This window comes from Streptomyces sp. NPDC000878 (assembly GCF_053599695.1).
In genome coordinates this window covers 38,223-51,701 of record NZ_JBSFMT010000058.1, presented here as the reverse complement: position 1 = coordinate 51,701, position 13,479 = coordinate 38,223, and the positions used below count along the sequence as shown (strand labels likewise).

10 protein-coding genes and 1 pseudogene are annotated in these 13,479 nt (G+C 68.3%); 5 read left to right on the top strand and 6 right to left on the bottom strand.

The genetic code is table 11. The annotated features are described in order from the left end of the window. Nucleotides 1–139 precede the first annotated feature (139 nt). From ACWDR4_RS36300 to ACWDR4_RS36290, 3 genes and pseudogenes are all read right to left on the bottom strand, one after another. A complete protein-coding gene (locus tag ACWDR4_RS36300; protein ID WP_450414791.1) occupies nucleotides 140–1,123 on the bottom strand; it encodes a tetratricopeptide repeat protein in 984 nt (327 codons plus the stop codon). A 694-nt stretch (nucleotides 1,124–1,817) separates the two neighbouring features. Then, nucleotides 1,818–2,092, bottom strand: a pseudogene (locus ACWDR4_RS36295) (cellulosome protein); the annotation flags it as partial. A 23-nt stretch (nucleotides 2,093–2,115) separates the two neighbouring features. Next, nucleotides 2,116–3,399, bottom strand: a complete 1,284-nt coding sequence (locus ACWDR4_RS36290) for a hypothetical protein (RefSeq protein WP_450414820.1) — start codon at nucleotides 3,397–3,399, stop codon at nucleotides 2,116–2,118. 180 nt (nucleotides 3,400–3,579) lie between these two features. Between ACWDR4_RS36290 and ACWDR4_RS36285 the strand changes: the two genes are divergently transcribed. After that, on the top strand, nucleotides 3,580–4,449 hold the full coding sequence (locus ACWDR4_RS36285) for a calcium-binding protein (protein ID WP_450414790.1): 870 nt from the start codon (nucleotides 3,580–3,582) through the stop codon (nucleotides 4,447–4,449). A 127-nt stretch (nucleotides 4,450–4,576) separates the two neighbouring features. On the opposite strand, the gene ACWDR4_RS36280 is transcribed toward ACWDR4_RS36285, so the two are convergent. After that, nucleotides 4,577–7,546 carry a SpoIIE family protein phosphatase gene (locus ACWDR4_RS36280; protein ID WP_450414788.1) on the bottom strand — a complete coding sequence of 990 codons (2,970 nt, stop codon included), beginning with the start codon at nucleotides 7,544–7,546 and terminating at the stop codon, nucleotides 4,577–4,579. Nucleotides 7,547–7,879: 333 nt separating this feature from the next. Here ACWDR4_RS36280 and rutA point away from each other — a divergent pair, with 333 nt between their 5' ends. Genes rutA through ACWDR4_RS36265 form a run of 3 tightly spaced genes read left to right on the top strand, consistent with a single transcriptional unit; the run spans nucleotide 7,880 to nucleotide 10,487 of the window. After that, nucleotides 7,880–8,962: a pyrimidine utilization protein A gene (gene rutA, locus ACWDR4_RS36275; protein WP_450414786.1), complete on the top strand. Its 1,083-nt coding sequence runs from the start codon at nucleotides 7,880–7,882 to the stop codon at nucleotides 8,960–8,962. After that, nucleotides 8,959–9,636 carry an isochorismatase family protein gene (locus ACWDR4_RS36270; protein WP_450414784.1) on the top strand — a complete coding sequence of 226 codons (678 nt, stop codon included), beginning with the start codon at nucleotides 8,959–8,961 and terminating at the stop codon, nucleotides 9,634–9,636. Before rutA ends, ACWDR4_RS36270 begins: the two co-directional genes overlap by 4 nt. Nucleotides 9,637–9,656: 20 nt before the next feature. Further along, nucleotides 9,657–10,487 carry an ATP-grasp domain-containing protein gene (locus ACWDR4_RS36265; RefSeq protein ID WP_450414783.1) on the top strand — a complete coding sequence of 277 codons (831 nt, stop codon included), beginning with the start codon at nucleotides 9,657–9,659 and terminating at the stop codon, nucleotides 10,485–10,487. 72 nt (nucleotides 10,488–10,559) lie between these two features. Here ACWDR4_RS36265 and ACWDR4_RS36260 read toward each other — a convergent pair whose 3' ends face one another. After that, nucleotides 10,560–11,063, bottom strand: a complete 504-nt coding sequence (locus tag ACWDR4_RS36260; RefSeq protein WP_450414818.1) for a DUF4265 domain-containing protein — start codon at nucleotides 11,061–11,063, stop codon at nucleotides 10,560–10,562. A gap of 148 nt (nucleotides 11,064–11,211) precedes the next feature. Between ACWDR4_RS36260 and ACWDR4_RS36255 the strand changes: the two genes are divergently transcribed. Continuing rightward, complete coding sequence (locus ACWDR4_RS36255; protein ID WP_450414781.1) at nucleotides 11,212–12,687, top strand: hypothetical protein; 1,476 nt, start codon at nucleotides 11,212–11,214, stop codon at nucleotides 12,685–12,687. Between the two features lie 151 nt (nucleotides 12,688–12,838). Here the strand turns inward: ACWDR4_RS36255 and ACWDR4_RS36250 are convergent, their stop codons facing one another. Continuing rightward, the gene (locus ACWDR4_RS36250; RefSeq protein ID WP_450414780.1) at nucleotides 12,839–13,165 is read right to left on the bottom strand and encodes a hypothetical protein; all 327 of its coding nucleotides are present in this window, start codon (nucleotides 13,163–13,165) and stop codon (nucleotides 12,839–12,841) included. Nucleotides 13,166–13,479: the final 314 nt, after the last annotated feature.

Below are 13,479 nucleotides of genomic sequence, written 5' to 3'. Positions count from 1 at the left end.
GTATGGCCGTCAAGGAACGTTTCACCGGAGAGCTACGGATCAGCAGGTTGCGGATTCGCCCCTGGGAGATCGCCCCGGCGCCTCTTCTCTGTTTTCGTACTGAGATCAGCTCTTGAGCGTCCTGTCAGAGCGCGCGTGTTCAGTTCTCGCTGATGCGGCGGGCCTTGGCCACGAGTCTCTGGGGCAGACCTGAACCCGCGCACGCGTAGTCGATCAGTAGGTCCCGGTAGGAGGTGTTCGGGAGCTCAGGCGCGAGGTCGATCAGGGCACGCAGGTCGTCGGACGAGCCGGACAGGCGCGTGCGATAGGCGGCACCCGCTGCGCGCAGGGAGGCTTCGTGTGGTTCGTGTTGCACGCCCTGTTCGACGAGGGCTACCGCTGCGGCGAAGTCGCCTTGCAAGGCACGCACGTCGGCAAGGTCCAGGTAGAGGGACCAGTTGGTGGCATCCAGAGTCAGGGCCTGTTCGAAGGCCGCCACAGTCCTCTCCAGGTCGCCCATCGCGCGCCAGGTGTTCGCTCGTGCGACCGCAGTCCACATGACCTGATCGACGGCATCGGCGCGGTCGCAGAGGGTGAAAGCCAACTCGTAGCAGCCGCAGGCACGGGGCAGCCGGGCCATAGCAGCCAGCGACTCCGGTACAGGACTGCGTTCGGAGACCACGTCGAGGGCATGGAACCAGGGAGCGAACCGTTCCCGCATCTCTTCGGTGTTCAGGTTGTGGCCGTAGTCCAACGTCCGCAGACACGCCTCCGCCAACGCCTCGGCACTCACCGCGCCGAGGAACCGGGGATCGCCGAACCAGGGAGCGATGCCCCACGCCACGTCGGGCCGTACCCCCGTAACCGAGCCAAGGGCCATCACCGCGTTGTTCATGTCCCTGTCGAGGAACAGGAAGTACGCCTGCGCCAGCACAGCGCTCAAGGAGCCGTCCCCTTCGAGGCTCTCCTTCAGTTCCGAGCGCCGGTCCTGCCACAACTCGGCGAGGGCCGCATAGGGCTCCGGGGCCGCCGGCGCGGAGGCTATCGCCTTCACCAGAAACTCCACGGCGCCGACCGGGTTTCCGCCGCAGTGCGCCATCACACCGGCGAGAGCGACTCCCGCTGTCACTGACTGATTCGACATCGCCGGAGGATATCCGTGGCCAAGGGTTCTGTGAAACCTTCCGCTTGCACGGCGGGGCAGTCATCGGCGATCCGGAAGTGACGGCAACCCTGACGGCAACGACGGCACACAGAGGCCGGTGATCACGACCGTCGGCGATCACTCCGGGAGGAGGTGGGCCGCCCTCCCAACGAGCCGCCCGATCCTACGGATCAGAAGGTCGCAGGTCTTCGGGCGGAAAACACCGCCAGTGGATCCCGTGTGGAACACGCTGCTCGCGAACCGTGCGAGGTCGGCACCCTGTACCCGCTCCGCCCCTAATGAACAGGCCGTAGGCGGGTGCCCGAGCGGCCCAAGGCAACGCTCTTGAAATCCGTTCGGGAGCATCGTCCAACGAGACTGCCCACGTCCCACGCAACCGGCCGATGGTCTTCCTCCCTGTCCCGTTCAGTACCGCTTGTTGGTCGGGTTTTTATCCAGCGCGCTGGCGGACGCCACCGTCAGCTCCGCACGTGCACCCCGTCCGACCTGCCGCGTGAACCCCCACGGACACTCCCGTACGGTCAAAGCACATTGGAAAGCGTGTTGGGGGCGGCCAACTCCTCACGGGTTCCCATCTCGTATCCGGCGCCAGCACCTCGCCGCGCACGACCTCGGAGGGCCCCACCCTTCGCGGCGGGACCCTCCGACAGCCTGCTGTCTCAGCCGGCTGCTTCTTCGCCAGCCGCGTAACCGCCACCTGGTCGATCACCGGTGCGTACGGGGAGCGTTGGTCGTACTGGTTGTAGGTGTCGCCGTCGAAGTCGGGGAGTTCCTCCGCCGTGAACGTGAGGCGGTTCGTGTCCTTCTTCAGGGTGACCGGGACGGTCAGTTCGCGGAAGTCGTTGAAGCGGAAGGTGGTGGGGAAGAGGATTCTGCGGATCGGGCCGCGTTGATCGACAGGTCGGCGTAGCGGGCGATCTGGTCCGGGTTGTAGTGGGTGGCCGGTGCTTACTCGGCGTTGGCGGACGAGATCAGCGCCCGTTTCCGTGCCCTGAGCGAGACGTACGGCTACGCGGAGAACTTCGACACCCTGACCGGCACCGGCCTACACGACCGCACCTATACCCGGACCACCAGCAGCTACCTCCCCCTCCCCGAGGCCCCGAGTCGCGGCTCGGTAAGTCCGCCGAGGCCTGAGGGGCAGGGGCCGGTGACACGGGGGAGCGCCTGCGCCGTCGGTCCCGTACCGGCCAGAACAGGACGTACGACGTGGAGACGACGACGAAGGCCAGGCGGACCAGGCCCCGGGCCGTGTCGTCGGGGACGGCGAAGACGCTGCCGTACAGGGTGATCAGGCCGATCCAGCTCCACCAGGGCACCAGTCGCCGCTGCCCGATCACGTCCCATAGGAGGGTGCCGAGCAGGACCGACGCCGTGTAGTACGTGTAGACGCTCGGGTCGAGGACTATGCGGGCGTTGGCGCCGAGAAGGACGACGGCGGGCCAGCGTCCGCGCCACACCGCGACGCAGCCCAGGGCCAGGCCGGCGGCTGCCTGGGCGGGGCGGACCCAGGGCGGGGTCACCGGATCGCCGACGCCGAGGCGGCGCAGGGCGGACGCGGGCTGGTTGGGGATGACGAACTCGGCGGCGGCGAACGAGTGCGGGGCGCCGAGGAAGAACGGCAGCCAGACGACCGCGATCAGGGCCGCGCAACAGAGGGCGGCTCGTGGCCAGTTCGGCCTTGGCAGGGCCAGCAGGAGGGGGAGAAAGGCTATCGCCGTCGGCTTCGAGTCCACGGCCAGGGCGAGGAAGACGCCGGTCGCGGTCGGGTCCGCACGCGTGAGGGACCGTACGGCCAGAGCCGTGCAGAAGAGGGCCAGGACGTCGTCCAGGTGACCGAAGCGGACCGCTACCTCGATCCACATCGGGATGAAGGCGAGGCCCGCGATCAGTACGCGTTGGCGCAGGCGCTGGTGGTTGGTGCCGGTGCCCAGGAAGTACTGGGCGGCGCTGCGGCCGGCCACCACCAGGATCACCAGGCCGAGGAACGACATCACGGCGGCTGCGAGGAATTGGCCCACGTGCTCCGGGAAGGGGTTCAGCAGGCCCGCCGCGAGGAAGCTGACGGGGCCCATCTGGAGTTCGGGGTGGTGGGCGTAGAGGTTCAGGCCGCCGTCGGGGCTGCCCGGGCGCTCGTAGATCAACTCCCCGCCGGTGCGCAGATAGTGCCAGGAGAACCCGCCGTGCGGCTCGACCAGGACGAACCACAGGATCGTCCAGGCAGCCAGCAGCACGAGGTGCCCCCGCTGGCCCATGACCGGCACGTGACTCCTTGTCCCCTCGTCTCGCTGGCGCCTCCTGCGCATCAACCCCCCTCCTATAGAGGGGCGAACGGGGACGAGGGTTCGCTCCGGAGCACAACCTCGGCCCCGGATCCGCTGTCTAACGGGTAATCACAAACCCACGGCACGACACCCGCGAAGGGGCTGTTCGGCATGCGTACACACAGAAGGATCGCCACCGCCACGACCACCGCTCTCACCCTCACCCTCGCCCTGGGCGCCGCCGCCCTCACGGCCCCCGCCCAGGCGGCGACGCCGAGCGCAGGCACCCTGCGCCAGACGGCCGGCGAGCTCTGGTACAAGGCCGCCACCGGCCAGACGAACCGGCTGACGGTCTCGATGAGGATCGACGACCGCGACGGCGGGAACGACGTCTACTACCTCCTCACCTTCCGCGACCGTGCCCCCATCACCATCGACAAGAGCGCGGCGGACAAGTACGAGTGCGTGCACCCCTCGGCGACCGACAGCACGTTCGCCCGCTGCGCGGTCCACATCCCGGTGGGCTCGGACGACACCGACATCTACGACGTCGACCTGGGCGACGGCAACGACACCGCGACGATCGCCGCCAACAACCACGCGTACGCCACGGTCTACGGCGGCAAGGGCAACGATCTGCTGATCGGCAACGGCTACACCGTGCTCTACGGCCAGGACGGCAACGACCGCACCGTCGGAGGGGGCGGAGTGTGGGGCAACGGAGCGCGCGGCGGCGCCGGGAACGATGTCCTCACCGGCTGCTCGGTCGCCTGCTACGGCGACGCCGGCAACGACTCGCTCACCGGCGACGTCGACGAGGACGGCGCCGACAACACCCTGAACGGCGGGGACGGCAACGACGTCCTGTACGGAAGGTCGGGCGACGACGTCCTCTACGGCGGCAGGGGCAACGACCGCCTGTACGGCGAAAAGGGCAACGACACCCTCTGGGGCAACAGCGGCAACGACACCCTGCACGGCGGCCCGGGCAGCGACAAACTCTCGGGCGGCCCGGGCAACGACAGGGTCTACCAGAACTGACTGTCCAACTCCGGTGGGGACGCGCCCTGTAGGGGCGCGGGGCTGTGACATTTGCGGCTCCGCCGCGTGGGCGCGACCAGCCCCCACCGCCCCGCAGCGACCCAACCACCAGACAACCAGGGAGGGCTCAGTTCAGGTCACCGAGCCCTCTCAACTCCGGAAAGTCATCGAACTCCCCTGGGTTCAGGAACATCAACTCCAGCGCATCACCCTCCGCCGGCCCCGTCCCCCTGCTCTCCACCGGCGGCTGCAACGCCTGCTCCGTCCAGATGCACTTCCCGTTGGGCGTGTAACGCGTCCCCCACCGCTGCGACAGCGCGGTGATCAGCTGCAGCCCCCGACCCCCCTCGTCCGTCTCCGTCGCCCGCCGTATCCGCGGCATCGTCAGACTCCCGTCGAACACCTCGCAGATCAGCTCGGCGCCGTGCAGCAACCGGAGTTGGAGGGGCCCCTTGGCATGCCGTACGACGTTGCCGACCAGCTCGCTGGCCAGGAGTTCCGTGGTGGCCGTGAGGTCGTCCAGGCCCCAGACGGCGAGCTGCTCACGGACGTGCCGGCGAGCCTGACCCGCCGCCCTCGGATCCTCCGGCAGCGGCCAGGAGGCGACCCGGTCGCCGGTCAGGGCGTGCAGCCGGGCGATGAGCAGGGCCGCGTCGTCCGCGCTCGGGTGCTCGGCGGGGAGCAGCCCCGCGGTGAGCGTGTCGCAGAGCTGTCCGAGGTCGTCCTGCTCGCCCGCCTCGTACGCACCCCTTAACAGCCGGGCCAGTTGACCCATGCCCTCGTCGATCTCCCGCTTCGACGACTCGACCAGACCGTCCGTGTACAGCACCAGCAGGCTGCCCTCGGGGACCTTCAACTCGACGGTCTCGAAGGGGGGTTCGGCGGCGCCGAGGGGCGGGTCGGCGGTGAGGTCGGGGAAGTAGACCGTGCCGTCGGGGTGGACGACCGCGGGCGGGGGATGCCCGGCGCGGGCGATGGAACAGGTCTGGGTGATGGAGTCGTAGAGGGCGTACAGACAGGTGACGTACGACTCCTCGCCCATGTTGCCGACGATGTCGTTGAGGTGGCTCATGATCTCGTCGGGGGGCAGTTCGAGGTCGGCGAGGGTGTGGACGGCGGTGCGCAGCCGGCCCATGGTGGCCGCCTGGGGCAGGCCGTGGCCCATGACGTCGCCGACGACGAACGCGACCTGGCCGCCGGAGAGCGGGATGACGTCGTACCAGTCGCCCCCGACGTCCATGCCCTGGGCGGCGGGGAGGTAGCGGGCGGCGGCCGTGCAGGCGGGCAGGTCGGGCAACTCGCGGGGCAGCAGGCCGCGTTGGAGTTCGCGGGAGCGGCTGTACTCGGCGTCGTAGAGGCGGGCCCGTTCCAGGGCCTGGGCGACGAGGGCGCTGATGGTGGTGAGGAGGGTGCGGTCCTCGTCGGTGAGGCGGCGCGGGCGGTCGAAACTGACCACGCAGACCCCGAAGGTCTTGCCGGACGCGGTCAACGGCAGGAACGCCCAGGCGTGTTTGCCGTCGCGGTCGGGCATGTCGGCCAGTCCGGGACGGGCGGCGGCGAACTCCGCCCGGGACGACAGGAACAAGGGGGTCTCGGTGAGGATCGTGTCGTGGCAGGGCAGGCCGGGGGTCAGCGGCCGGTCGGCGACCTCCGTGAGGAAGGCGTCCGGGTAGCCGATGGCCCCGACGGTGCAGAGCCGGTCGTCCTCGATGGTCTGGACGATGAGTCCGGAGGCGGCGAACGGCGGCAGTACGCGCCGCGCGACCGCGTCGACGACGTCCCGCGAGGTCGTCGCCTTGGCGAGGGAGGCCGTCAACTCCGCTATGCGAGCGGCACGTTCGGACGCGGCACGCTCGGCGGCCTGGCTCTCCTCCGCGAGCCGCCGCTTCTCGGTGACGTCCTGGAGGTAGAGGGTGCGGCCGTCGGGGCCCGGGACCAGCCGGAGGTGGTAGCGGCGACCGGTGCCGGGCACGCGTATGTCGAAGCCGGCCGGCTTGTCCTCGGCGGCGGCCTTGCGGCAGCGCCCCTCCAGGCCGGGCAGCTCCCGCACGGTGGGCAGGTCCCAGAGGATGCGCCCGAACAGCTCGTCCTCGGAGAGCCCGAGGGTGCGTTCGGCCTCCAGGTTGGCGAAGGTGATCCGCCAGGTGTCGTCGACCGCGAGGAACCCGTCGCTCATGTGCCGCAGGGCGCGGCCGAGCGCGTCCCGGGCGGTCCGCGACTCGTTGCTGTCCCAGCCCATGCCGATCATCCGCAGGGGCTCGCCGTTCTCGTCGTACGTCGCCCGGCCGCGCGCCTGGTGCCAGCCGTACGTCCCGTCCAGGCCCAGTACGCGGTACTCGGCCTCGAACACCGAGTGGCCGCGGATGGCCTGGTCGACGAGGGCGAGGGTCGGCCCGAGGTCGTCGGGGTGGACGCAGCGCATCCAGTTCTCGACGCGGGCGGTGTACTCCTCGGGCCGGGTGCCGTACAGCTCCATCGCGGCTTCGTCCCAGATGAGTTCGCCGTTGGTGATGTGCCAGTCCCAGGAGCCGACCCGGACCTCCTTGAGGGCCTGGCGCAGCCGGTCGCCGCTCAGCTCGGAGTGGACGGGGCCGGCCGGCAGGGGCGCCTGGACCATGCGCTCCTCGGTCCAGGCGACGACGGCCCGCAGGAACTGCCACTGGGCGGGCGTCGGTTCACCGCGGTCGCCGGTGATGACGGTGAGGGCGCCGATGCTGCGGTCACCGCGGATGACGGGAACGGCGGCGAGGCCGCTGCCGGGTATGGGCGCGCTCGACGGGCAGACAGGGACCGTGGGGTCGGCGCGCTCGGCCGCCACCCCGGGGATCCACACCCCGTGCCCCTCGCGGTAGTCCTCCTGCAAGGCGCGGGCGGGGGCCAGTGGGCCCTCCTGGTCGATGATCTCCCAGGGGCCGGTGAGAGCCGTGGGCAGCCCGGTGGCCGACACCAGGCGCAGGGCCGACATGGGACCTCGGAGGTGAATCGTTCCCCCGAGCGCGCCCAGCTCGGCCACGGCGTGCTGGAGAGCCAGCCGGAAGACCTCGCTCTCCGCGACCCCGGGATCCACCGAGCTGAGCAGTGCCAGCCGTGCGTTCATGCTTGAAGTTTTACCGTTTCCAGCCCACCTGATGCGCGGCTTTGCAGGAATCTCACCTACACCTCCGGCCACCTTCACCGTGCCTCGGGGCAGACCCCACGGGAGGCGCACGGGCACCAACAACCGTGCCGCCAGGGCAAGTTGTGTGACATATCACCGTCATAGCGACGATGTAGCGTCCCATTGACGGACAGTTGAGATTTGAACGTAACTGACTGTCGAGCGCTTCACATCGAGCACTTCACCCGAAGAGCCGACCGCTTTCACCTCAAGAACCGACCGCTTCACCCGCCAAACCGACCGGCTCACCCGCCAACCCGACCGAGGAGTGACATGGACATCGGCGTTTTCATCCCCATAGGCAACAACGGCTGGCTGATCTCGAAGAGTTCGCCGCAGTACATGCCGAGCTTCGAGCTGAACAAGGCGATCGTGCAGAAGGCGGAGGCCCACGACCTGGACTTCGCCCTGTCCATGATCAAACTGAAGGGCTTCGGCGGCGAGACCGAGTTCTGGGACCACAACCTGGAGTCGTTCACGCTGATGGCGGGCCTGGCGGCGGTCACGGACCGCATCAAGCTCTACGCCTCCACCCCGATCCTGGCCCTGCCACCCGCGATCGTCGCGCGCATGGCGGTCACGGTCGACTCGATCGCCCCCGGCCGCTTCGGCATCAACATCGTGACGGGCTGGGCCCCCGGCGAGTACGCGCAGATGGGCCTGTGGCCGGGCGACGACCACTTCGGCAACCGCTACGCGCGCGCCGTCGAGTACGTCACCGTCATGAAGGACCTGTGGCGCGACGGCGTCACCAACTTCAAGGGCGACTTCTACGAGATGGACGACTGCGTCCTCTCCCCGCGCCCGGCGAACGGCCACATCGACATCGTCGCGGCCGGCCAGAGCGGCACCGGCATGAAGTTCGCCGCGGAGCACGCGGAGTACAACTTCATCCTGGGCAGCGGCGTGAACACCCCGACGGCGCTGTCGGGCAGCACGGCGACGCTGGTGGAGGAGGCGGAACGGACGGGCAGGGACGTAGGAGCCCTGTCGCTGTTCATGATCATCGCAGCGGAAACGGACGAGGAAGCCCAGGCCAAGTGGCAGGACTACCACGACAACGCGGACCGCGCGGCGCTGGCGTACATGGCCGGCGAGACGGACGCGGACACGACGTCCACGGGCACCTCGACGGCCCGCACGATCGCCCTGCCCGAGGGCGCGGTCAACTTCAACATGGGCACGCTGGTCGGCTCGTACGAGAGCGTGGCGAGGATGCTCGACGAGGTCGCCGGGGTGTCGGGCACGAAGGGCATCATGCTGGTCTTCGACGACTTCCTGGAGGGCCTGGAGAACTTCGGCACGCGCATCCAGCCGCTGATGAAATGCCGGGCGGGGAGGGGGAGTTCGGAGTGAGTGCGGTGCCGGGAACAGTCGGGGAGGGGCTTCAGGAGGAGGAGTCCCAAGAGGAGGACTACGAACGGGCGGGACTGGCAGGCCAGTTGACGCCGGGCCCCTCCCCCGCCCTCCTCCTCGTGGACCCGGCGCGGGCGTACGTCGATCCGGCCTGCCCCCTCTACGCGGGGGCGGGCGCGGAGGACGCGGCGAAGGCGATGCGAGAGCTGCTGTCATTGGCCCGCCGGGCCGGAATCCCGGTGATCGTGACACGCGTGGTCCTGCGCCCCGACGGCAGCGACGGAGGCCTCTTCTACCGCAAGGTGCCGAGCCTGCGGGTGTTCGCGGAGGGAAGCCCGTACGGCGACTTCATCGAGGGCCTGGCCCCGACGGCCACGGACCTGACGGTGACGAAGCAGTACCCGAGCGCCTTCTTCGGCACCGCCCTGTCCACATACCTCACCTCCCACGGCATCGACACCCTCCTCATCGCCGGCCTGACGACCAGCGGCTGCGTACGGGCGACGGCACTCGACGCCATGCAGCACGGGTTCGTTCCGGTGGTGGTGGAGGAGGCGGTGGGAGACCGGGATGCGGGGGTCCACGCGGCGAATCTGTTCGACATCCGGCACAAGATCGGTGAGGTTTGGGGGATGGGGCGGGTGGAGGGATACCTGGCCCGGGACGGGAGCTGACCCAGGAGGGGAGACGACTTGTGAGCGGCAGCGACGGGCGAAGGCCGGTGTTCCTCACCTCGGGACAGCGGACCAGTACGACGGTGCTGCTCGCGGAGGCGGCGGCCGGGCGGGGGATGGAGGTGCGGTCGCTTGCCGACGCGGGGGCCCTGACGGCGTCGGCTGAAGCGGCGGTGCACTGGTACGGGGGCCCGCTGGCCGCCGACCGGATCTCCGACGCCCTCGCCCTCGGACTGCTGGAACCGTCCGACGGCTGGCTGGCGGGGCTGCCGGAGGAGTTCACGGGACGGCGCGTGAAGCTGACGACCCTCGCGGAGGCGTGGCAGACCCGACGCCCGGTGTTCGCGAAGCCGCCGAGCGACAAGTCGTTCCCGGCGGCGGCGTACGCGGACGGCTCGCGACTCCCTCGTACGGGCGAGGGAGTGGCCCCGGACACGGCGGTACTGCTGTCGGACATCGTCACGTTCGCGGTCGAGTACCGCCTGTTCGTCCTCGACGGGCGGGTGGCGGCCGGGAGCCGGTACGCGGTGTACGGGCGCCTCGATCCCGCACCGCTCGACGGGGACGTACACGAGCCGGAGATACGCCGGTTCGCGAACCACCTCCTCACCGAGGAGCACCACTCCCTCCCGAGCGCGGCCACCGTCGACGTCGGCCTCGTCCGGGATCCCGACCGGGGAGGGCGCGAGCGGTGGGCGGTGGTGGAGGCCAACATGCCGTGGTTCTCGCACAGTTACGCGGCACGGGTGGAGGACGTACTCGATGCCGTACTACGGGCCGCGGGGCCTCGGGGGTGGGTCACTCCGGAGGACGAGGGGTTTCTGAGAGCGGCGCCACGGGTGTCGCGCTGAGGGGCGAGAGAAGACAGACGAGGCACGGACTCCGTTGTCGGGCACAGGGCCGACCCTGGCAAGCTCACAAGCTCAGGCGTTCCACCATTCGTCGGTGCCACAGCCGACCTCGTAGTGCCACCATCCTTCCTCCTGGCCCCGCGTCAGAAGGGCCTTGATCCCGGCGAAGTCCGCGCCTGCCGGGACGGTGAACGCCACCATGGGGAAGTCCTCGCTGAAGACCTCTCCGCCGAGTCCGAACGCCGAGAGCCGCTGATGCACGGCCTTCGGACTGCGTCCCAGAGGACCGCTGGGCACAGGCACCACACGAACGGTGCAGTTGCCGGAGGAACTGACCCGTCCGACGGCCCAGTTGAGCCCGTCGGAGCCGATCCGGTACCGCACCACGTCACCCTCGGCCACCCCGTCCTGAAGGAAGGGGACGTTCCGCACGCTCGCCGTGTCGTCACCGAGCTTCGTCGCCCACAGTCCCTCGGTGTCCTGCGAAAACCACCCCTCGCGAGGGACGAACCGAAACCAGACCTTGATCTTCTCGACCGGGTTCTCCATGACGGCCATCTTGCGCCGACCGGTCATGCCGTCCATGTCCACACCTCCAAGGACACCACCCGCCCCTCCTTCACGGTCTCCCCCACGGTTTGGAGCACCTTCGTCCAAACCTCTGACCCAATCGAACGCAGCAGCTCGGCGTGCGCTTGGCGGGCGGGACGCCGAGCCTGGTCCCATGGGCATACGACCATGGGTGGTCATCGAGCCGCCTGACCCGCGCGGTCTGCGCCGGATCACCATCCACGGCAAGACGGTGGGTACCGCCTGGTCCCTCCGCGGGTTGCGGAAGGTACTCCACTCCCTCGGCTACCCCGACGACATGGACCTCGACGACCGCTCGCGCGTCCACTGGCGCGGTGGCGACAGCAGCGTCTGGCCTGACGACAGGGGATGGAGACGGCGTGCGGTCATCACCCTCATGCTGGTGGGACTGCTCGGCTCGCTGACTCTGCACGCTGTCATCGGCTGGGCGGACGCCCTGGGAGCACTGACCTTCGCGCAACGTCTGGTCGGTGTTCTGTTCCTGTTGGCCGGCGCAGTTCAGGGCCTCGCGTTGCCTGCGGTCGTCGACCACTGGGGCTGCCGACAGGTCAGGCTGTCCGGAGCACTGGTCCTTCTCGGCGTGCTCATGACGCTGGCCACCACGACCCTCCTCCTCTTCCTGTGGCTGCAGGAACGAGAATTCATAGCCACTGTCCTGCTTTTTCTTGCCTTGTGGCTCTGGTCACTGTGGGCCCTCCGAACCCTAATCCACGAAAAGGTGTGGAGAGGGATACCGCACCCCAGGAAGTTCGCGGCAGGAGTTACCGTCACGGCGCTCCTGACAGCCATCAGCCTGGGTTACTCTATTCTCTATCAGCCCATCGCCGCCCCCCGCCACTTCGTCCTGAAATCAGAATTCGGGACACCGCAGACAGACGCCGATTCACCTTACATTCACCTCCCCCTCAAGCTCTACGCGAAGAACACCGGAGGGATCCCGGTCTACATCGTCGTCGACGACTATACGGTCTGGGGGCGCTTGGCCGAATTCTCCGAGTCGGGCGAGGGGATGAAGGAATGGAAAGACAGCAGAGAGGACGGATGGGCCCCGGAGTCAGAGGTCTTCGAGAGTAAAGTCGTGGATGAGATCATTTCATCCGGGCAGTTCAATGGCCCTGGGGAGACACTGGATCCCGGGGAAGAGTACAAGATGGAGACGGTGATCACGCTCCCCAAGGATACCGAGTACGAAACGCTGAACGCCGTTCTTTCGTTCGCCGCCCTGAGGAAGGACCGTGGAAAGCTCGACGATGAATTCTTTTACGAAAAACTCTCCTGGCTTGAGTCGGAAGGGAGGTATTACTGCCCGCCCGACGACTGTGGTGAGCACGTCATACATCACGGCAGGGTGCGCTACAACAACAACTTGATCAATGTGACGCGCAAGCCACGGTATGTGGCGGCTTTCTGGTCACCGGAAGAGGGGGTAGATGCCCACATCTCCTCGTTCAACTTCAAGGAAGAGAAGATAAGCGAGTCGATCTACGACATTTACGAAGGCCTGGACGACGACGAAGTGAATAGAGAGGCCGAGAGGTACGGCCTCGGCTGGTTCTCCGTCAACTCGGAAGTGTCCGTCAAGGGACTGTTGAAGCAGGCGCAGCCCTGAGTCGCGCGCACTGTCTCGTCAGATCACGCCGAAACGGCGTAGTGAACGTCACCGGAGCCCGGGGACGTGTGCTCCGGTGACGTGTGTTCTGACGGGCCCGGCGCTCCTCCGAAGAAACAGGGATTCGCCGCGGCGTGGCTGGAGGCGGTTCTCACTGGGCGTGGTGCAGCCAACGCTGGAGGGTGTTGTTGACGTCTGCCGGTAGGGCGCTCAACTGGTCGATGACGGCACGGTCTTCGGGCATCGGGGGGATGCCTGCGACGGTGAGTGCCGCGTGCAGGGCGAGGCGTTGGTGGTCGTGCGGGGTGAGGAGGTAGTTGAGGCGGTGGGCGGGGTTGGGCGGCGGCAGGAAGTAGTCGATGTCATCGCAGGGCTGGGCGGCAGTCGGCCAGGCATCGTCACTGGGATGTGCGGCGTATGGGTCGACGACGGCACACGAACCGAGGCTCTCGTTGCTCCAGGGGATCAAGGGGGTCATCTCTGTCTCCTCACCGGCGAATTGCGGATCACTGGTCCAGACCCCACAAGTACCGCTTCGGTTGCAGCCGCGACCGTACGTCACGCTGACGGCGCCATCGGCTGCTGATCACTTGGTGTGACCAGCGGATGGCTGTTTCGCCTGCCGAGGGAAGGGGGTGCTCCTCGCGCCCTTTCCCACGGGGCCCACCCGCTCCATCCCGACGGCTTCGAGGGCCCTTTTGAGGATCGTGCTGCCCGTTCAGCAGTACGGGTGATCTTGCGAGTTCGGGCGTGGCGGTGCGGGGAGGCTATGCGGTGGCTCCCGCCAGTCCT